The sequence below is a fragment of the Pedobacter sp. MC2016-05 genome, from assembly GCF_026239735.1.
Classification (GTDB): Bacteria; Bacteroidota; Bacteroidia; order Sphingobacteriales; family Sphingobacteriaceae; genus Pedobacter.
In genome coordinates this window covers 165,435-184,218 of the sequence record NZ_JAPIVT010000001.1, presented here as the reverse complement: position 1 = coordinate 184,218, position 18,784 = coordinate 165,435, and the positions used below count along the sequence as shown (strand labels likewise).

21 protein-coding genes are annotated in these 18,784 nt (G+C 36.6%); 4 read left to right on the top strand and 17 right to left on the bottom strand.

What is annotated here, in order from left to right; all coding sequences use genetic code 11:
- Positions 1 to 24: 24 nt before the first annotated feature.
- Positions 25 to 1,272 carry a glutamate-5-semialdehyde dehydrogenase gene (locus OQZ33_RS00790; RefSeq protein WP_265797150.1) on the top strand — a complete coding sequence of 416 codons (1,248 nt, stop codon included), beginning with the start codon at positions 25 to 27 and terminating at the stop codon, positions 1,270 to 1,272.
- 45 nt (positions 1,273 to 1,317) lie between these two features.
- Here OQZ33_RS00790 and OQZ33_RS00785 read toward each other — a convergent pair whose 3' ends face one another.
- Positions 1,318 to 2,700: an MBL fold metallo-hydrolase gene (locus OQZ33_RS00785; RefSeq protein ID WP_265797149.1), complete on the bottom strand. Its 1,383-nt coding sequence runs from the start codon at positions 2,698 to 2,700 to the stop codon at positions 1,318 to 1,320.
- A 79-nt stretch (positions 2,701 to 2,779) separates the two neighbouring features.
- Complete coding sequence (locus OQZ33_RS00780; RefSeq protein WP_265797148.1) at positions 2,780 to 3,127, bottom strand: hypothetical protein; 348 nt, start codon at positions 3,125 to 3,127, stop codon at positions 2,780 to 2,782.
- Positions 3,128 to 3,406: 279 nt separating this feature from the next.
- Here OQZ33_RS00780 and OQZ33_RS00775 point away from each other — a divergent pair, with 279 nt between their 5' ends.
- Entirely contained in the window at positions 3,407 to 3,664 is a 258-nt protein-coding gene (locus OQZ33_RS00775; protein ID WP_265797147.1) for a hypothetical protein, read from the top strand.
- A gap of 59 nt (positions 3,665 to 3,723) precedes the next feature.
- Here the strand turns inward: OQZ33_RS00775 and OQZ33_RS00770 are convergent, their stop codons facing one another.
- From OQZ33_RS00770 to OQZ33_RS00725, 10 genes are all read right to left on the bottom strand, one after another.
- Positions 3,724 to 4,404 (bottom strand): type 1 glutamine amidotransferase domain-containing protein, encoded by a 681-nt coding sequence (locus OQZ33_RS00770; RefSeq protein ID WP_416338735.1) that lies wholly within the window; start codon positions 4,402 to 4,404, stop codon positions 3,724 to 3,726.
- An 82-nt stretch (positions 4,405 to 4,486) separates the two neighbouring features.
- Positions 4,487 to 5,056, bottom strand: a complete 570-nt coding sequence (locus OQZ33_RS00765; RefSeq protein ID WP_265797145.1) for a Crp/Fnr family transcriptional regulator — start codon at positions 5,054 to 5,056, stop codon at positions 4,487 to 4,489.
- A 72-nt stretch (positions 5,057 to 5,128) separates the two neighbouring features.
- Positions 5,129 to 5,500, bottom strand: coding sequence for a hypothetical protein (locus OQZ33_RS00760; protein ID WP_265797144.1), 372 nt, complete (start codon positions 5,498 to 5,500; stop codon positions 5,129 to 5,131).
- Between the two features lie 437 nt (positions 5,501 to 5,937).
- Positions 5,938 to 6,609, bottom strand: a complete 672-nt coding sequence (locus tag OQZ33_RS00755; protein ID WP_265797143.1) for a SanA/YdcF family protein — start codon at positions 6,607 to 6,609, stop codon at positions 5,938 to 5,940.
- Positions 6,610 to 6,916: 307 nt separating this feature from the next.
- The gene (locus tag OQZ33_RS00750) at positions 6,917 to 7,726 is read right to left on the bottom strand and encodes a hypothetical protein (RefSeq protein WP_265797142.1); all 810 of its coding nucleotides are present in this window, start codon (positions 7,724 to 7,726) and stop codon (positions 6,917 to 6,919) included.
- A gap of 31 nt (positions 7,727 to 7,757) precedes the next feature.
- A complete protein-coding gene (locus OQZ33_RS00745) occupies positions 7,758 to 8,501 on the bottom strand; it encodes a hypothetical protein (protein ID WP_265797141.1) in 744 nt (247 codons plus the stop codon).
- Between the two features lie 12 nt (positions 8,502 to 8,513).
- Entirely contained in the window at positions 8,514 to 10,439 is a 1,926-nt protein-coding gene (locus OQZ33_RS00740; RefSeq protein ID WP_265797140.1) for a WG repeat-containing protein, read from the bottom strand.
- Positions 10,440 to 10,586: 147 nt separating this feature from the next.
- Complete coding sequence (locus OQZ33_RS00735; protein ID WP_265797139.1) at positions 10,587 to 12,539, bottom strand: sensor histidine kinase; 1,953 nt, start codon at positions 12,537 to 12,539, stop codon at positions 10,587 to 10,589.
- Positions 12,540 to 12,808: 269 nt separating this feature from the next.
- Complete coding sequence (locus OQZ33_RS00730) at positions 12,809 to 13,744, bottom strand: hypothetical protein (RefSeq protein WP_265797138.1); 936 nt, start codon at positions 13,742 to 13,744, stop codon at positions 12,809 to 12,811.
- Between the two features lie 137 nt (positions 13,745 to 13,881).
- Positions 13,882 to 14,085: a hypothetical protein gene (locus tag OQZ33_RS00725; RefSeq protein ID WP_265797137.1), complete on the bottom strand. Its 204-nt coding sequence runs from the start codon at positions 14,083 to 14,085 to the stop codon at positions 13,882 to 13,884.
- Between the two features lie 260 nt (positions 14,086 to 14,345).
- On the opposite strand from OQZ33_RS00725, the gene OQZ33_RS00720 reads away from it, so the two are divergent.
- A complete protein-coding gene (locus tag OQZ33_RS00720) occupies positions 14,346 to 14,591 on the top strand; it encodes a redox-active disulfide protein 2 (protein ID WP_265797136.1) in 246 nt (81 codons plus the stop codon).
- 7 nt (positions 14,592 to 14,598) lie between these two features.
- Here OQZ33_RS00720 and OQZ33_RS00715 read toward each other — a convergent pair whose 3' ends face one another.
- From OQZ33_RS00715 to OQZ33_RS00695, 5 genes are all read right to left on the bottom strand, one after another.
- Positions 14,599 to 15,408, bottom strand: a complete 810-nt coding sequence (locus OQZ33_RS00715) for a hypothetical protein (RefSeq protein ID WP_265797135.1) — start codon at positions 15,406 to 15,408, stop codon at positions 14,599 to 14,601.
- A gap of 33 nt (positions 15,409 to 15,441) precedes the next feature.
- Complete coding sequence (locus tag OQZ33_RS00710) at positions 15,442 to 16,287, bottom strand: hypothetical protein (protein ID WP_265797134.1); 846 nt, start codon at positions 16,285 to 16,287, stop codon at positions 15,442 to 15,444.
- A 31-nt stretch (positions 16,288 to 16,318) separates the two neighbouring features.
- Positions 16,319 to 16,819 (bottom strand): hypothetical protein, encoded by a 501-nt coding sequence (locus tag OQZ33_RS00705; protein WP_265797133.1) that lies wholly within the window; start codon positions 16,817 to 16,819, stop codon positions 16,319 to 16,321.
- Between the two features lie 185 nt (positions 16,820 to 17,004).
- The gene (locus tag OQZ33_RS00700; RefSeq protein WP_265797132.1) at positions 17,005 to 17,424 is read right to left on the bottom strand and encodes a VOC family protein; all 420 of its coding nucleotides are present in this window, start codon (positions 17,422 to 17,424) and stop codon (positions 17,005 to 17,007) included.
- A gap of 74 nt (positions 17,425 to 17,498) precedes the next feature.
- A complete protein-coding gene (locus OQZ33_RS00695) occupies positions 17,499 to 17,921 on the bottom strand; it encodes a winged helix-turn-helix transcriptional regulator (protein WP_265797131.1) in 423 nt (140 codons plus the stop codon).
- An 89-nt stretch (positions 17,922 to 18,010) separates the two neighbouring features.
- Here OQZ33_RS00695 and OQZ33_RS00690 point away from each other — a divergent pair, with 89 nt between their 5' ends.
- Positions 18,011 to 18,778 (top strand): SDR family oxidoreductase, encoded by a 768-nt coding sequence (locus OQZ33_RS00690; RefSeq protein WP_265797130.1) that lies wholly within the window; start codon positions 18,011 to 18,013, stop codon positions 18,776 to 18,778.
- Positions 18,779 to 18,784 lie beyond the last annotated feature (6 nt).

The following is an 18,784-nucleotide window of genomic DNA, read 5'->3' as shown; positions in this document are numbered from 1 at the left end:
AGCTTGATACTTGATATTACAAAAATGGATTATAAACATCACTTCGAAAAGGCAAAACACGCAACCCGCACAATGGTGGGTTTAAGCAAAGACATCATTAATCTAGTGTTGGCGGATTTAGCTGAGGCATTGATCTTAAATACGGTTGAAATAATTGCCGAAAATGCAAAAGATTTGGCGAGAATGCCTGCAGAAGATCCTAAATACGACAGACTTAAGTTGACTGATCAGCGCATCGCAGATATCGCCAATGATATTAGAAATGTTGTCGCATTGGCAAGTCCCTTGGGTGAAATTCTTTCAGATAAGACATTAGAAAATAAGCTTCAAATTCAAAAAGTTCGGGTTGCACTTGGCGTGGTCGGCGTAATTTACGAGGCTCGGCCGAACGTTACCGCAGATGTATTTTCGCTTTGCTTTAAAACGGGTAACGTAGCAGTTTTAAAAGGAGGGAGTGATGCTGAGTTTTCCAATTTAGCCATTGTTAAAATAATTCATAGCGTTTTAGCTAAGCATGAAATAAGCATTGATGTGTTAACCTTACTGCCCGCTGAACGAACCTCAACCGAAGCTTTGCTTAACGCCAGAGGTTTTGTTGATGTATTAATTCCTCGTGGAAGCCAGTCGCTGATTAATTATGTTCGTGAAAACAGCAAAATTCCAGTTATAGAAACTGGCGCAGGGATTGTGCATACCTACTTTGATGAATCGGGCGATTTGGATAAAGGCAAAGCCATCATTTTCAATGCTAAAACAAGGCGGGTTAGCGTTTGCAATTCGTTAGATTGTGTGTTAATCAACAAAAACAGACTAGCAGATTTACCCGTTCTTTTATCCCCTTTGGCCGATGGGCAAGTGGAAATTTTTGCCGATGAGCAAAGCTATAAAATCCTTAAATCTAACTATCCTGAAGCACTTCTAAACCAAGCCACCGAAGAACATTTTGGAACGGAGTTTCTGTCTTTAAAAATGGCAGTTAAAACGGTTGATGATTTTGATGCGGCCTTAAATCACATTTCCGATAATAGTTCAAAACACAGCGAAGCGATTATCTCTGAAGATGCCGAAAACATCACTAGATTTTTAAACGAAGTAGATGCGGCTGCCGTTTATGCCAACGCTTCAACAGGGTTTACAGATGGTGCGCAATTTGGTTTGGGCGCCGAAATTGGCATCAGCACCCAAAAACTCCATGCGCGTGGACCAATGGGCTTAGAAGAATTAATGAGTTATAAATGGGTGGTTCGTGGTGATGGGCAAGTGAGGAGATAAAAAGCGCCACCCAATTCTCCCAGAGGGGAGGATCTGGCAGGGCTTCTAAATTTCAAAAACTTCTCCCCTTTCCGGTGCAACCACATTAAAACCATCTTCCAGCAAAGTAGCCGCCAGGGTTTTTAAACTTGTATCTTCGCCGTGTACCAGAAAAACCTGTTTTGGATGGCCGGTTTGCTTTACCGTTCGCACTAAATCATCGTGATCTCCGTGGCCGCTCAATAAATCGGTTTGGCGGATGGTAGCATAAACCATCATTTCGCGGTCTTTAATTCTAACGATCGGCGCACCACTTAAAAGTTTATAGCCAAGCGTTCCTTTGGCGCAGTAGCCAATAAAAAGAATGGTACAATAATAGTTCTGAATATTATAGTAAAGGTGATCTTGAATACGCCCGCCCTCCAACATCCCAGCCGACGAAATGATGATGCAAGGATCGAAATAATTCGAAACATCCTTGCTTTCTTTCATGTTTTGAACATAAGCCAAATGCTCAAATTCAAATTCATCACCCATGGTTTTATAAAAATCTTTTGCCTCCTTGTTAACTAGATTATGGTGTTTCCGATAAACATCCGTAGCCTGGATAGCCATTGGGCTATCCACAAAAATTTGCACAGGAGGTAACAGTTTTTTTGTGAATATTTGATTCAAAGCGAAAACCAGCGATTGCGTTCTGCCGATGCTAAAGGCAGGAATAATTAATCGCCCCGGCGTTTTAATACACGCCTCTTCAATCTCCTTTACCAATCGCTCTTCCAATGTTTGGTCTTTCGTGTGGTAACGACCGCCATAAGTAGATTCGCAAACAAAATAATCAACTTCGGGGATGGGCTCGGGCTTTACCAGAACGGGATAATTATCTCGACCGATGTCACCAGAAAAGGCAATTCTTTTCTCTTCCCCGTTATCATTTATGGTTAAAACTGCTGCCGCAGCGCCCAACAAATGGCCAACGGGAATAAAAGATAAACTGATATCTCCATTTACTTTAAATGGTTTGTTAAATGCAATGGTTACAAAACGGTCAATCGTATCCATTACATGTTTATGCAGGTACAAAGGTTTTGGTCCGCTAAAATTGCCCCTTTTGGTGCGGGGCTTCCGAATTTGTTTTCTTAAAAAAAGCTCAACAGAGTCGAATAATAAAATGGAAGCTAAATCTGCTGTTGGTGGTGTACAAAGCACCTGGCCATCAAAACCAAGGCGTACTAGAGTGGGCAAATTGCCGGAATGATCGATGTGAGCATGGGTTAAAATAACCAGGTTGATATCAGCCGGATCGAAAGGGAATTGTTGGTTGTCTTCCTGATAAGTTTCCTTTTCATAATCTAAACCGCAATCTATCAGTATTTTATAATGCCCAACCTCAAGCAGGTGCATGCTTCCTGTAACTTGTTGTGCAGCGCCCCAAAACGTTAACTTCATCTTCTATTCTCTCCGTAATTGTTTGGTGTAAAGTAGTACAATTGATGCGATTTTTAAACAATAGGAAGTAATTTTTTGGTTAGCGGAAACCTATGTGTTGTTTTGAAATGGAAAGTAATTCATTCTGACGCTCTTGAGTAAAGCCTATTAAATCTTGAGCATTTATAACTTCATCAACTAGCAAGCCGATAATTGTATTGTAAAACATTGAATTTTTCAGCCCATCATATCTTCGTGCAATATGTTTATCAAAATCTTTTACAGAGGAAAAAATCGCATAATAACTTTCTCGGTTATCTTCTGGCCGCTGGCTCTTCCATTTTTGCAATATGGTAGAAAATTCATTCATTCCTTTCGCAAATTCTCTTTGAAGAGCAACTTCAAAAAGAGCTCTTGCCACCTTATTTTCCGCTTTAGTGAAATTCATAATTTAAGTTAATATTAATTTTTTTGGAAAGCAATAGCAGTAGCTTTTCGTTGAACCTGTCCCGCCTTTCGCTGTAGCCATGATAGAAAACCCGTGCAACAAGCAAGCATACCGTAAAAAAAGAAAGAGGGATGCTGAAATCAGGGGCTGGCGTTACTGTCGCCTGCCGGTCAGGCAGGAAAAGCGGGGCTGAAAGCTACTATAAAACTGGACCACTCATTTCCGAATCCTAAACAAAAAACCTTTTAAACCATTATCTTTGCAGAAAAAACATCAACAATGCAAGAACCATTTGATATAGAAATAGGAACGACAAATTATTCTGTTTTTCCTGAGGGAAATGATTCATATACCATTTTTAAAGATGGCAAAGAGTACATTCAGATTCAGAAAGATACTTCATCGATTTGGTTAAAAATGGACTATAAAACCGAGCTTCCAATTTTTGAGGAAGATGAAGAAGTAAACGCAATTGGGCAGGCTATTGAGAAATATGTGCCCGAAGAAGATGAAGACGATGATGCTTTTATCGTTTAAGTAGCAAACTGCAAGACGCATGTGGCATTCAAACTCCTTGCATCTTGCAGTTTAACTCATTAGATTAGTTTCAGCAGTTCTTCTGCAACTTTTTCAGATGAAGCTGGATTTTGTCCTGTAATAAGCAATCCATCCACCACCGCATAGGGGTTCCAGTCGTCGATTTTTGTGTAAAGCCCACCATTTCTTTTAAGTACATCTTCTACTAAAAAAGGTACCACATAGGTAAGTTGAACGGCTTCTTCTTCAGTGTTGGTAAAACCGGTAACGTTTTTCCCTTTCACCAAATATTCTCCGTTTATTTTTACGTCTTTTAAAACGCCTGGTGCGTGGCACACAAAGGCAATAGGTTTTTTGGCGTCATAAAAATCAATAATTAACTTTTGAGAGACACCGCTTTCTGCTAAATCCCATAACGGACCATGGCCACCCGGATAAAATACAGCATCATAATCTTCCATTTTTACTTCCGCCAAGGAGCTTGTATTTTTCAATTTTTCTAAAAGAACATTGTCTTTATCCATTCTTCTGGTAGTATCGGTTTGAAAAGATGGATCTTCGCTTTTAGGATCGATAGGCGGTTGACCTCCTTTTACAGATGCCAATATTACCTCAACATTTTTATCTGTTAAAGCGTAATAAGGAGCGGCTAATTCTTCCGACCAAAAACCTGTTTTTAAACCTGTATTTCCTAATTCGTCGTGACTCGTAAGCACGAATAAAACTTTCTTGTTCATCATCTATTATTTAATTGTATAACAAATTTAGTTGAATGCTTAAGCCCGTTAAAGGACCAGAATCACAAATTTAATGTGCGTTAAATCACAATTTGCCTGAAAGTCTGCTTAACGTTTCTCGGGAAATACCCAGATAAGCGGCGATGATCGTTTTAGAAACTCGTTGTAAGAGCTGCGGATATTGATTTGTAAATTGTTCGAATCTTTCTTTTGGACTGGTAGTGAGCAGTGATAAAATTCGTTGTTGCAAAGCGACATAGCCAGAGCTGTTTTTTACCCTGAAAAAATGCTCCATCTTATGGCTTTCGCTGCAAATATGTTCAAGGTTTTCTTTGGTAACGGAGAGTAATTCTACGTTCTCTAAACAGCTGATGTTGGTGATTGATTTCACATTATTATAAAATGCCTGGAAGTCAGAAATCCACCAGTTTTCCATAGCAAATTGAATGATATATTCTTTGCCGTTGATGTCGGTGTAGGTTGCTTTGAGCAGTCCTTTTACAACAAAATAGATGTTTTTAACAGCCTCGTCTTCCTGAATTAAATACTGGTGTTTTTTTAAGCTTTTGGATTTAAAATGGCTGTTGATGATTTCAAATTCCTGATCGTTAAGGGTTACGATCTCTTCAATATGTTTTCTTAACTCAACACTCATTTGGTAAAGCTAGTTAAAAACAAAGGGCAAAAAAAATCCTGGACTTAACCAGGATTTTTATTCTTTCTGCAATTATCTGGTCGCGTTTGCCGTCCAGTTGCCATTCGAATTGGCCACGCCGATGGTCAAAGTGCTGGCATCTATTGTGATACCTATCACCCCCGTACCCACACTAATGTAGGTATTGCCCTGCTCCTGGAATTTAACTCCAGTGATATCAGGAATATTGTTGCCAAAGAAGAAGCTGTAGGTATCATCAACTTTAGTAACGGTAACTTTGCCATCTGTGCTGGTGATCCGTGTATCGCCTTTACTGTAAGTAACGGTTCCTCTATAGGTACCTACAAAAAAATCTCTATCTGCCGGATCGGTATCCTTTTTACACGAAACCATCACTGTTAATGCTATTAAAAGCATACTGAAAATTTGAACTGTCTTTTTCATAATTATGTTTTTCAAGTTTGAATTTGCTGCGGTAGACAACAAATTCGATTAGTAAAATGTAACAGCTGGTTTACAAGGGTTGTGCCAAAATGTTAAAAGGCTAATCAAAAAACAGCGTAAAGAGCAATTTTCATCTAAAAAATTTTAACTGTAAAATGCTGATTAAAAGAGTTTTAATTGGTTCTTCCAAAGAAATTCAACTTGTGGGAAAGTTGGTGTTCACGAAAATAAAACATAAGGATCTAGAATCTAAGATAGTATACATCTTTCAGGATAAGCCTCCGCATATCTAAAGGATTTGATATTAACGCTCGCTCAGTAAGTGCAGGTATTTTTTGGCAGCAATTTCTACTGTTGTTGGGTATCTCATATCCTCGCATTTAAATTTTACGTCTCCAAATTGTTCCAAAGAAGTCAAACGAAAATTAGGGACCTCATCATTTATCTTTTGTATAATTTGGTTTCCCGTTAATATCAACAATTTGTCCTAAATACCTGGGTTTTCGGTGGCGCAACACATCCAATGTAGCTTTAGCAATGGAAAGGTTTTCTCTGAAGGCATAATATTTATAGCCCCTATAAATCCCTGTATTGGCACTAAAACCATAACATTTTACACCGAGTTCATCCCCGATGTAGATGCAACGATTTAAATGATATTGCTGAGTAACTAAAACTGCTGTATCCACCTTAAAAATATGCTTGGCTCGATACATCGTTGAGTAGCTATCAAAACCCGCATAATCGATGTAAATTTTATTGGTATCAACACCATTTTCGTAGCAATATAATTTCATTACCGTTAGTTCATCATATTCATCTCTGCCATTATCACCTGAGAGCAAAATTTTATCAACTTTATTATTCTTGTATAAAGAAATGCCGGCATCCAGCCTATCTTTTAAATACTTGCTAGGTTTGTTATTGCGTACGCCGGCACCAAAAATAATGGCCACTTTCGTTTTGGGAGTAGCATTTAAGTCCGAGTAAATTTTATTTTCGGTTTTATTTTTCACTAAATAACTAGAGGCAAAGACAAACACAATTCCGATTAGAATAGCAATTAATATCAACTTTATAATGATTTTAATTTTGAGCCGCCTCATCATAATTTAAAGGATAAAAAAAGTAATACCAAAACAAGCACGACTCCGATAAATAGCATCACCAAAGCAGATTTTTTTAATTTTACCTTTTGGCTTTTGTTAAATTTTAGGTATTCGAAAAAAATGAAAGCACTGAAAAACAAGGTAAATGCAAGGCTCAAACCAACGATTAAGTCTAATTCACCAACAAAAGAAAACTGATCTTCCTGAATATTTTTTGGCAGTAAGTAAAAAGCGAAATGATACACAAGCCAAAGCCCAACTGCTAAAAACAGCAACCTTATGAGAAGATATTTGGAGATTTGATTTTTCATTTATCGAACGGATAATTTGTATATCTCTTAATCTTGCCTGTTTCGGTGTTAATTTTAACAATATCAATGTGATCTCTTTTAGATTCCCTTTCTTCGCCAAAAATATAATAGTTAGCTTCTGGCCCAACTTCAATTCCATATGAAAACATGGAGTAAAGGTGTTCGTTTTTTCGATTGTTAATGAAGATCTGTTCAGCCTCTTTTAACTTAATTTTGCACCTGGCAGCGAACGCTTCATATTCTGCTGCGACAGGTTGAATCGTACGAATATGCTTTGATTTTTCTGGATCTACCCAACCATCAAATTTATCTATTATTCCAGTTGATGCCACATTGTTTATCACACAATTTTCGGAAAAACGGCAATCGCTTGAGCCTACATAGCCAAACATTCCGTAGTGTAGGTAGGCGTAATGGCCATAACCAGACACGTAGTATTTAAGCTGGTTTTGCAGCGTTAAAATAATGGTATCCGTTTTTAGGAACTTTTTGTATGGAAAGTTGATCTTCAAATTTTCCTTGTCTTTAAATGCTGTTTTAACCGAAGTATCGTTGGTTATTTTGCCGTCTCTTAAAATTTGAAACCGTAGGGTTTGAAGCTCTTTTGGCGTAAATTTTAAGAATGTTAGTTGTGGATTTTCGGTGATGTATTTAGCCGTATCACAAGCTTTTGATAGCGCTTCGGCATCGCTTTCTGCATTTGCCTTACTACGCTGCATAGACCACCAAACTAATCCAACAAATATAGCTGCTAATAATACCAATACACCAACTGCTATGAGGCATCCTTTAAAAAATCGTTTCATTTCTTAAATTTTCCCTTCTGTTTTAAATAGCCTATTTATATTCCATTCCATCGTATTTCAGTTTCCTTGTCTTAATTGAAACGGTTTTTTTCTCTTCGCATTCGTCATTAACTACCTTGCCTATGGTTTTGGTAATCTTATCCTTAACGATTAAGCCATTAAAGTTTTTGCTTTTATTCTTGTTGTCGATAATAATTGTGGAGTTCACTTCCTCAAATTCTCCTACACACTTCATATCCCACTCCCCACCAAATGTTTGTGTAGTAAAATTGTTAAGCACTTTTTTTAACGACTTATTGTTTTTGATAAATAGCGACAAATCGGTATGATGGTGTGGGTTTGGTTGGCTGCTGCCCGAATAATGTGCCTCAATGCCGAAAGCACGGGTTTCGCTGTTCAAAGTGAAAATTCCTGTATCTACATTGATGCTCGTTAGCCGAATGGCATCAGATATAAGGGCTTCTTCTTCGAAATATTTATACAAGATTTTGCCCGTTGTATTGTTAACAATTAACACATAAACATCATATTCTGCATAGAAATTACCGTAGCCGTCGGGTTCATTTTTTCGGTATTTGGCAACTACCACTGCCGCTTGTGTTTTAGCATTTGGTAAAACTTTCTCTGCATATAATTGCGTGTTAATATCTTCAGTCTTTAGGCCCAATTGCTGTAATACCTTAGGCAGCAAAATACTATCATCGGCTTGGGTTTCTTGTGCGAAAAGGTTGCCAAAAGAACAAACTAACAAGGTGATAAAACTTAGTGCTTTCATCTTTAGCATACTTTAATATCCATAATTCTTTAAAAATAATTTAAAATCCATCGATTGGTATTTATCCTTTAAACAGAACCTAAATTTTCCATTTTTATCGGGTTCATCATCAATGTTGCAAAATATAAATGGCACCACTTCTTTACCATTATTATCTATTATTCCGTAGAGGTAATTACTGCCATCTGCAGTTCTTATTCCAGCTACATAATATCCGCTTATTTCAAAAAAAGGATCAATAAATTCGTATTTAAAAGGGGTTAATATCTGGATATCTTCGTTAACTAAAGCCTTTTTATTATTTCCATCTTCAGCCACAAAAAGTTTAGGATATTTTAGATCAGATGCAATAAACTCATCAATTGCAGTAATTTGTTTTATGCCTTTGTTTGGCAGTTTTTTTAGATTGAGGTTATATAGTTCATCTTCTCCAGTATGTTTGTGGGCAATGATGAGCCTGTCATGCTTATCAAATCGTGAATATTCAAAAGGCAAAATTACCTTCTCTCGATTAAGCACCACGCCGTAGGCTGTTCTATCTCCAATTGTTTTTTCAAAAACATCGTAACCAGGTTTTAGTGTTTGATCAAAACCCTGAAACTGCGGTAAAGAGACCATTTTTTTATCGTTGACATTTAGCCAGAATAATTTCTCATCGATTAGGAAATAAGTATTGCTTAACTGTTGGAGTTGTTCATATCGAGCTTCGATTATTTTATCTCCATTTCGATTAGATATGCCGTATTTGCGCCCTTCTCCTGCTATAAAAGCCGTGTAAACGATATTGGGGTTTGCCGTATCGAAAAATTTTGTGTCGCGACGATGATTATTGAATATTACCATCTTTTTATTTTTGAGGTCACGGTATTTGGTCGCCACAAATATTTCTATGGTTTTGATGTCATCGGGAAATTCAAGAATCACAAATTGATATGCAGGCTCAATCACCTTTCGGCCGATCCTTGCAATCTTTTTATATAAATCAATATCGCCCATTGCTTTGTTTTGAGATAGATTGGTGATGAAACTCTTAAACTCGATCATGTCGGTTCTTGCATCCAAATGATTTTGATTGATATTATTGAGCACCTCTTTGGCTTTCCTCTCATTACCCTCTTTAAGTACCTTGGTAAAAATATCCAACAAATCATTTAAACCGTTTTTTACCTCAGCCTTTATTTCAAGGATTGGGTTGGAACTAAAGGCACTGGTATTCATCCGAATATTTTGAGCGTTGAAGGCTTGATATCCGATAATATTACTGTACAATATTGATGGAATTTTTAACTCAGCGACATTACTTTTAACACGCTCCACAATAATATTTTCATCTTGAAAAACGAAATTTTTATCTGATTTTGAAAATTTAAATTTCTCAAATTCCAATGGTATTTTTAAGCTGATATCTGTTTCGATGCTATCAACCCGTTTCAAGCCAATTTGCTTTTTAGGGATACTTTTTCCATTAAAATAGTATGCTTTTTCTCCTATAGCTATAGTTGAAGTATAGGGCTTAAACAGACTATCTTTTTGTTCTAAAAGATGATTATCTTCGGTTAAGTTGTAGCGACTTTCGAATTCAAATTCCGCTTGGGCATCATCGCTAAAATCTTGATTAAAAAATAGTTGTTTGCAATAATCATTAAATAGCTGCGCAACTTTTTCAGTATCAGTGTTTATTGAAAATTCGGCTACAGGTTTTTCTGCTTTTGATTTTTGACCAGGTGAGATATGTGAAGTTAATTGTGTTTCGAATGTTGCCGTTTTGATAAGTTGGTTAAGTTCGGCAGTATCTGCTTTTAATTGATGTTTTAACTCATCAAAGTTCATGGCATGTAATTTGGCAACGAACTTTTTTGCCGATTCGCTTTGCGGTACCTTTTGGCCATTACAGGCGCATAAAAAAAATGCAAAAAACAGTAAGAGATTTATCTTCATCTAAGGGTTATAAACGGTATTCCACTTAAATATAAACAGGAATTACTTTAAATATCCAGATGATTATCATTCGTAGGGTTTGAATTATTATTCGCAGTAGATATGAAATTATCTAACAAACATGGATGCTATTACTGTTTTGCAGAATTAATATTTACCCATAGATTCATTTTGGCTAATCGGAATGTTTAAGGATACAACTGTGCCGCCAGTGGTTGTTTTGTTTTGAGTAATTCCGGCATTTTGATTGCGTTCCTTGCCTAAAAGCTGCAATCTTTCTTTGCTAATGATACCTGAAAGTGATTGATGATTCTGAGGTTTGTTTTCACTAATAGTTTTACCGCTATCGGTGATGGTGACGGTTAAATTTTGGTCAGCAATGGAAAAATTCACATTTACAAAGCCATCTTTATCGTTCAAATTAATGCCATGTAAAATTGAATTTTCTACAAAAGGTTGTATCAGCATTGGCGGAAGCATAATCATTTCCAAATCTTCATTTGCCGGAATATTGATCTCGAAATTGAAAATGTTACTATAGCGCATCCGTTGTAAACTCAAATAATTTTCCAGTGTTTCTATTTCCTGATTAAGAGGAACTAACTTCTCACGACTCAACTCAAGGCTACTTCGCAATAGCCTGCTAAATTGATTGAGGTATTTAATCGCTTCATCCTTTTCATCCAACCGAATAAAACTTTGCAATGCAGATAAGGTATTGAAAATAAAATGAGGTTCCATTTGCGTCCTTAGTAATTGTTGCTGCAACTGTACATTTTCTTTCTCCTGTTTGAGTTTTCGTTGCTTATAAATGCTATAGAATAAAAAGATAACAATGAGCAAAATCAAAATAATGAGGGCGGTAATCACCAATGTTAATTTATTTCGCTCTAGTTTCAAGGTATTTATTTTGATGTCTTCGTTCAATCGTTCTATCGAATTATCCTTCGCTTGAATTTGATATAAAGCGCCCATTTCGGCCACTGCCTGAGTATTTTCTATCTCATAATTCTCTTTTTGGAGCGCTATTACTTCTGTCGCGGTTTGGAGCGCCTTATCTTTTTGACCAATTGCAGCATAATAACTTGAGCTTGCCTCTCCTCCTCTTATCAAATCTTCGTACTCTAATAGCCTACCACTTTGCTTAAACACTTCATTTGCTTTTTTGAGGTAGCGTGCTGCATCGGGGTAATTTTTAGCCTTTACATAATTAGTTACAATATTGGTATAGGTAGTGTAAATGTTGCCTGCCGCGGTAGGTTCAGTTGGGTTTTGCCCATAAATTTGTTCATCAATTTCTGCATTTAATAGAGAGTATTTTAAAACAGAATCGACGTTACTGGCCTTATCGAAATAAAGCAATTTACTATCATATAAAAACCTCGGGTTAAAATCATCAGGGTACGTAGCTTGTAATTTTTCTAGTTTTGCGAGGTAGGCCTCCACATTCTTTCTGGGGAAGTTTGCGGTATAAATTAATGAAATCAATTGCGTTAAAACCCGCTGTTGGTTGGTAATGTTTGGAGGCAGTTGTGGCATTAATTTTAATGCTGCCAAATTCATTTTTAATGCCAAACTGTATTGCTGTAAACTTTTGTTGCTCTGTGCTGCTGCTAGTAAAATAATAGCCTTGGCCATAGGTTTCAAGGTTAAAGTCGTGTCTGAAAGCACAATCATGGCTGCCTTGTTGTAATAATAATTGGCCTGGTGTTCAGACGGTTCTGCATTAGCCAGATTTCCCATCCCGTTATAGAGATTAGCCTTAATTTCTAGAAACTTGTTGCCTGGCTCAACCAAATCAAGGCCTTGCTGCAAAAACATTTTAGAACTATCGGAATTTTTTCGGGCAAACATTTTACCCAGATTGTATTTGGTTTTGGTATTTAAATCGGTGTCGGCCAGTACAATTGGGTTACTATTGTATCGCTTCCATGCCTGAACAATAGAATCGGCATTTGTTTTATTTGGCTGTTTTGCCGAGAGTAATGAAATCTCTTCCTTGTATTTTAAAAGTTGCTCAGTTTTAGCACCAGCTGGTTTTTGCCTACATGAAAAAATAAGTAGGATTGCCAGGCAAAAATAAAGAAAAGGTTGTTTCATTTGATGACGGGTAGGGCAGTGAGCATTGATTTCAGGTAAACAACTATAATGTTACATTTTTTTACAGAAATATGCTTATGTTTTAGGAAATATTTAAAATTTTCGGCTTAGTTTCTATACCCTTATTTTAAACATTTCAGGCTCAATCGACTGAATTTTTAACCATGCTTTGTTTGCTTATTCTTTAACTATTTCGACTTAATCCCAGCGATTAGCACGGAAGGCAATCACTGTCACTAGCATAAATAATTAATACTAAACCCTATCTTTTACTTCCCAAAATTAGTGACCGCATATGCATCGAACCGGGTTAATTCCAAATCGGTTTTATTGTTTGGAATATGAAAATATAAATTCAAAACCTGGAAGGTTTTGCCATGCATAGATCTCGGATTTGAGGAAATTGCTGATGGTGAAATGATTGAGCCGTCTTTTTTAACTAAGGTGGCAATTTTTCCATCACCGTAAAGTTTTAATTTACAACTATCTTTTGGCAGCAACTTCCAGGTATTGGAAAATAACGCTTCCCGCTCCTCTAAAATCCACTCCTTTTTAGCACCTCTCAGCTGAGCAGTTTCGTATTCAGCAACTTTCATTTTTTCAATGGCATCGCCTTTGTCCTCAGCATTTAAATCTGATTGCAGCTCTTCGTATGCTTCATATAGCTGATGAAAAAGGGCATCATTGGCCGTTAATTTTTTTGAATTTTTCCAGCTATCTAAGTCAGTACGAACTTCCCTTGCTTCAAAAGAAAAGGATTTTGTGATGTAACCATTTTTAATATCCTGGGCAGTTACATCTTTTCCAGTGAGTACATAGTGCACCAGTACATCTTCTTCATCGTCTATTGATGGCATTGCAATATCACCATGGTAATAAATCGCCACGAAAAGTATAGGCTGATCACTTTCAGTAGGTTTAAAATTCTTTAAGTCCAAAGTGACTTTAGCAGTTTGGCGGCCTTTCTTCTGTAAACCAATATCGGCAATGTAATACATTTGATGGCCAAAAAAGGCGAGGCCTCTTCCTGCTGGATAGTCGTTGATAGCAAGCTCTACAGGATACAGGTTCGTTCCTGCTATTTGATACATCTCTTTATTCGGATCGTATTTCAAATTCTCAAGCAATTCGGCATAATCATTTATTTGCGATTTGCAAGAAGATAAACTAAACATCATCAGGATGAGCAAGGTGTAAATTTTCATTATTTTTTTCTATTTGTTCTCAGAAAACTTAATATTCCTGAAAAGCTCTTGAAGTTATATCCCTGGATTTTGTAAGCAAGTAGCCAATCGTGGTGTTTGCTTGTGAACAAGTGTTATTAAAGCAAATTGCTAAGGACCTATCCAATAAAAGGCACTATGGTATTAAATGGCTGGTTGGTAACGCTACCGTAAAGCGATAATAAAAACAACAAACCAATGATAAGTAAGAAAATAGGTTTATATCTAAACTCTGTGCCTTTTTTTACAGTGTGTCTATAATAAAAATAAGTTCCGGCCAGGTAAATTGTAGTAAAGGCCAACATCATGTAAGTAACTGTCATTTTTAAAATATTTAGGTTTAACTCAAACTGAAAGACCCGTTCAAAATTATTTGAGGGCTTTTGTAATGCTATATTAATCATTATTACAGAATTGATTAATGCCCGATTGATAAACGCAGTTAATGATTTATAATTCGCTGAACTTTTATTATAATTCGCTTTTTTAAACAGGAAATGAGGATTGCAAAAACGCTGATCTTTATTATTTTTGAGCAAAAGAAAATCAATTTCTGTCAATACAATAATTACCTCCCTTGAAAATGAGTGAAAATAAGTTTGCGGAAATGAGCAATGAGCAGTTACAAAAAAGCGAAAAGGTAGCTAAAGCCTCCACTTATACGCTTGTTGTAATGTTGGTGCTCTTGTTTGCGCTTAGCATGTATTTGAATTTTAAAAAAGGATTTACCCCCTTAACTGTAATTCCAATCTGTTTATTGCCCATTGTTATTTTAAACCTTGGCAACATTAAAAAGATGCAGGACGAGCTTAAGTCGCGAAATTTGTAACACCTTTTTACTGCTCCGAAATAGCGGTTGTATCTGGCTCATCTGCTTCTTCTGATTCTCCCTCGTCTGTTTCTTCATTTGCACTCTTTATATCTTCATCGGTGTATTGATAGTATTCATCAAAGGTTTTAGTTTGCCGATTGTAGATGAGCACGTACTTAGAGCTTTTTGTTTGTTTAATTATTCCATCACTTGGAGCGGGTGTAAGTTCCATTTTATCCATGAAAATTAGCGCACCTTTTTTAAAGCTTTTTATGGTGGGTAGTTCCCCACTTAGTGCTTTCCAATACAATATGTTTCCTTTTTGAGGGATGATGTAAATTGCGCTACTGGCAAAATCTGATTTTTCGAGCAAAAACGCCATTTCTTTTTCTCCCTGCCCGGTAAAATCGCCATAAGCAATAACACGATAAGCCCGATCTTTAATTTTGGTGAAAAAGTATAATTCGTTGTTCTCTTTGCTGAAATAGTTATTATCCATAAAGATTTTAACAATTCCCCTTTGAAAAGCAACTGGGATATCATCGTACTGCGGGATGGTAAATGTAGCATTTCTCCATGTGGCGAAATCTTCAGGTGATGCCCAGCCATCAACAAAAACACTGTCTGCCGGATAAGTGGTATCATCTCCATCGACATTATAAATATCTTGTCGCATTCTATAGCCGCCATATAAATAGGCAAAACCGGTTGCGCCAGCAATAACAACTATGGCCACGATCAGCCAAATAATAGTTTTAGCTTTATTTTTACGCTTTGGCTGAGGGATAATCTCTGCTTGCTGGATCGGCTCGATATTAAAATTAGAATTTTCCATGGTAAAATAATTTAAGTAGATAGTATGCTTAATTTATTCGGCCTCTTCCCGGCTAATATCGTATTGACCAGTTGGATCGTTAAAGTATTTTTTATCTGTAGAGTTTAATAGAAAAACATCTTTAAATGTCGATTTTTTATCAAGCTGCAATTCTTCCAGCGTAAGATATTTGCCATTATACAATACTTTGTCGCCAAATTCATACAAGTGTGCCTGGTGAACTTGCTCCTTTTTATCGTTGGCAATAATCAGTAAATCGAAGCGAAGGTATTCTCCTGATTTTGCATCACTATCCGTGCTAAAATTGGCGCTAAAACCCTTAGAAGTTTCCAACTGAATGGTGCGATCTTTTAAGATCCACTCGTAAGAAGATTGACTAAAATGATGAGAAATGAAAATGGAATATTTTGGAGCCCCATACTTTTCTTTCATTTTAGCAAGGAAAGCTTTTTTGGCTTTAAGGTCGTAAATTTCGCCCTCGGCATGATAAGCTACGGGTTTCTTATTTTTGTCAGTGAGGATATTTAGGTTGCTAAAATAATAGCCATTAAATTTGGCCAAACTATCTGAAGTGTGGCTTTGATATAAATAGCCAAAATCTTTTTGAGGAACCGTAATTTTCATTGCATCCAGCATCGAATTACTGATCTTATATTTTAACAATTCATCGGTAAGTTTCCCGTTTTCGGCACTGTCGTAACGCATACCGTCGCTAAGAATTACATTGTTTCCATAAAGCCTGGGAACATCCTCTTTAAAATCGACTGTTTCAAGATCAAAGCCTCCCTTTGCTTCGAGTATTTCGGGTTGCTTATCTTTGGTATTGCAAGAAAAAAATGTTACCAACGCAATTAAATAGATAAAAGTTAAGTTCTTCATGAGATTTTTAAGGGTAGATTTCGGTTTAATATTATTGTGTTGAATTTTCTGTACTGTCTTGTTGGCAATACAACATGGTTTTTGTAGCTCCGCTTGATTTTGTGGAAACACTTTTTGCGGGTGCTTCAAAAACATAGTCGATTTTAACCTCGTTTACCGTAGCAGTTTTGTTAGGAAAGATCACTAAATCACGGTGGTCATCTTCTTTTTGATCGCTGCCGTAATATAAATATTCGAAGCCAAGGGTTTGTTTAGAATGGTTGAATATATAATTTTTTCTTCCGTACGACATTGATATTCCTTCTTTTTCTGTAGGAAACAATACCACTTCTTTGGTAAATTGATTACAATCTGTAACCGTTAAAATAGTTGGCGTATACCAATTAATAGGCAATAAGAGTATAATCAATAAAAACATCCAATCGTCTTTTTTGCCTTGCTTCTTTACTAGCTTGGTATAAAGTGGTTTTAAGGAAATCAAGACAAGAATTGCAACGAGTATTATCGTGTAGGTTTGAGCTGTAACAATCATTTTTATCGATTTTTATTTAAAAATAACACTGCTACAGCTAAAAGATGGGCTGGTTTATTATTCGTTAAAATTCAATTCTTATTTGTTGAGAATGAACTATTATTTGAAAAAAAAATCCTCGCCTACATGGGCGAGGATTTAAATTTTGCGTTTCGAACGCGATTTATATAAGTTTCAGTAATCAATTATGCGGTGTATTCAATCATCCATTCGATGCCGAATTTATCTCTAAACATTCCAAAGTATGATCCCCAAGGACTATCGCCCAGCGGAAATTCTACAGTTCCGCCAGCTGATAAAATGTTGAATATTTTATTAGCTTCTTCTTTGCTTTCTGCGCTAATAGAAATTTTTGATCGATTTTCATTTTCATTTACCTGTCCAAGGTAAGTGGGCACATCATTACCCATCAGCGTATTTGGGCCAATTGGCAAAGCAATGTGCATAATTTTTTCTGCGTCGTTTTCTTCAACAGGAAATTCGTCACTTGCCATGTCTTTCATGCGCACTATTGATGTAAATGCTCCACCGAATGCCGATTTGTAAAAATTGAAAGCTTCTTCGGCATTGCCGTTGAAATTAATGTGTGGGTTAATAAGTGCCATAGCTGGTTGTTTATAGGTTTTATTTGGTTTATTTAATAGGGACTTTATTTTTGATAAAGCCGAACGAATCTTTGTTAGGTTAAATTGCTGTTGCGCTGTAACTCTTTTGTGGTTGCTTTAACAAACCCTTCTTTATCTTTTTTCACCTCCCTTATTATAGCCAGGCGATCTTCGGGTAGGCTAAAATATTTCTCGGCCCATAAATTTATTTCAACCATAAGCGGAAGCAAGTCAATTCCTTTCTGTGTGAGTTTATACAATACTTTTGCCTTGCTATCCGGATGCTCTAATTTCGTGATTATTCCGTTCTCTTCCAACATCTGGAGCCTGGAGGCCAATATATTGGTCGCGATTTTTTCTGCTGATTTTAAAAAGTCGCCATAAGTGCATTGCTTGGAAAACATTAAATCTCTAACGATGAGTAACGACCACTTATCACCCCAAATATCAAGAGATGAACTTACCGGACAATTTGATCTTCTTTTTAATGCTGACATAACACAAATTAATTCACTTGCATTTTGCAAGTTTATTATATATTTGCACTTGCAATTTGAAAGCAAAATTACTAAATTCAATATATAAAATGGAATTAAGGGGGAAAACAATACTGATTACCGGAGGCAATGCAGGCATAGGGCTTGAAGCAGCAACACAGTTTTTGGCTTTAGGTGCAAAAGTGATCATTACTGGCCGCGATCAGAATAAATTGACTTCTGTCAAGAGTTTGTATCCCAGTTTAGTTACTATTAAAAGTGATGTCACTGATGAAACGGACGCTGTTTCGTTATTTAAGGATGTGGAAGCGCTTGGCGGAATTGACATCCTTTACAATAATGCCGGTGTTGGGGTTAAGCCTTCAAATCTAGGAATATCCAGCAGTAAACATTTAGAAAATGCGGTATATGAGATGAACATCAATTATTTCGGAGTAATCCGATTGAACAATCTTTTTTTAGATATGCTAAAATCTCGTCCTGAGGGCGCAATAATCAATACCACATCTTTATTGAGTTATGTTCCATCTTTACAAGAGGCAACCTATTCAGCGACAAAAACGGCTCTGGCATTTTACACCAAATCGTTAAGAGAACATCTGAGAATAATTAAAAGTACCTTGAAAGTATTCGAATTGCTACCACCCTTGGTTGCAACGGAGCTCACAGCGGGCAGAAATGACAAGAAAATGAGTACGGAGGTTTTAGTTAAAGGTTTAATTAACGGGCTTCAACAGGACCAATTAACGATTCGCATTGGCGATTCAAAAGTGCTTTACATGATGAATCGTTTTTTCCCAAGACTGGCCTTTAAATTGGTTAATCCCAAAAAATCAGAATCTTTTTTACAGCAATAATCGCCT

Excerpts from the sequence above, each read along its gene's own strand:
- OQZ33_RS00790 (WP_265797150.1), top strand. The coding sequence starts at position 25 with ATGGATTATAAACATCACTTCGAAAAGGCAAAACACGCAACCCGCACA.
- OQZ33_RS00785 (WP_265797149.1), bottom strand. The coding sequence starts at position 2,700 with ATGAAGTTAACGTTTTGGGGCGCTGCACAACAAGTTACAGGAAGCATG.
- OQZ33_RS00780 (WP_265797148.1), bottom strand. The coding sequence starts at position 3,127 with ATGAATTTCACTAAAGCGGAAAATAAGGTGGCAAGAGCTCTTTTTGAA.
- OQZ33_RS00775 (WP_265797147.1), top strand. The coding sequence starts at position 3,407 with ATGCAAGAACCATTTGATATAGAAATAGGAACGACAAATTATTCTGTT.
- OQZ33_RS00770 (WP_416338735.1), bottom strand. The coding sequence starts at position 4,404 with ATGATGAACAAGAAAGTTTTATTCGTGCTTACGAGTCACGACGAATTA.
- OQZ33_RS00765 (WP_265797145.1), bottom strand. The coding sequence starts at position 5,056 with ATGAGTGTTGAGTTAAGAAAACATATTGAAGAGATCGTAACCCTTAAC.
- OQZ33_RS00760 (WP_265797144.1), bottom strand. The coding sequence starts at position 5,500 with ATGAAAAAGACAGTTCAAATTTTCAGTATGCTTTTAATAGCATTAACA.
- OQZ33_RS00755 (WP_265797143.1), bottom strand. The coding sequence starts at position 6,609 with ATGATGAGGCGGCTCAAAATTAAAATCATTATAAAGTTGATATTAATT.
- OQZ33_RS00750 (WP_265797142.1), bottom strand. The coding sequence starts at position 7,726 with ATGAAACGATTTTTTAAAGGATGCCTCATAGCAGTTGGTGTATTGGTA.
- OQZ33_RS00745 (WP_265797141.1), bottom strand. The coding sequence starts at position 8,501 with ATGAAAGCACTAAGTTTTATCACCTTGTTAGTTTGTTCTTTTGGCAAC.
- OQZ33_RS00740 (WP_265797140.1), bottom strand. The coding sequence starts at position 10,439 with ATGAAGATAAATCTCTTACTGTTTTTTGCATTTTTTTTATGCGCCTGT.
- OQZ33_RS00735 (WP_265797139.1), bottom strand. The coding sequence starts at position 12,539 with ATGAAACAACCTTTTCTTTATTTTTGCCTGGCAATCCTACTTATTTTT.
- OQZ33_RS00730 (WP_265797138.1), bottom strand. The coding sequence starts at position 13,744 with ATGAAAATTTACACCTTGCTCATCCTGATGATGTTTAGTTTATCTTCT.
- OQZ33_RS00725 (WP_265797137.1), bottom strand. The coding sequence starts at position 14,085 with ATGACAGTTACTTACATGATGTTGGCCTTTACTACAATTTACCTGGCC.
- OQZ33_RS00720 (WP_265797136.1), top strand. The coding sequence starts at position 14,346 with ATGAGTGAAAATAAGTTTGCGGAAATGAGCAATGAGCAGTTACAAAAA.
- OQZ33_RS00715 (WP_265797135.1), bottom strand. The coding sequence starts at position 15,408 with ATGGAAAATTCTAATTTTAATATCGAGCCGATCCAGCAAGCAGAGATT.
- OQZ33_RS00710 (WP_265797134.1), bottom strand. The coding sequence starts at position 16,287 with ATGAAGAACTTAACTTTTATCTATTTAATTGCGTTGGTAACATTTTTT.
- OQZ33_RS00705 (WP_265797133.1), bottom strand. The coding sequence starts at position 16,819 with ATGATTGTTACAGCTCAAACCTACACGATAATACTCGTTGCAATTCTT.
- OQZ33_RS00700 (WP_265797132.1), bottom strand. The coding sequence starts at position 17,424 with ATGGCACTTATTAACCCACACATTAATTTCAACGGCAATGCCGAAGAA.
- OQZ33_RS00695 (WP_265797131.1), bottom strand. The coding sequence starts at position 17,921 with ATGTCAGCATTAAAAAGAAGATCAAATTGTCCGGTAAGTTCATCTCTT.
- OQZ33_RS00690 (WP_265797130.1), top strand. The coding sequence starts at position 18,011 with ATGGAATTAAGGGGGAAAACAATACTGATTACCGGAGGCAATGCAGGC.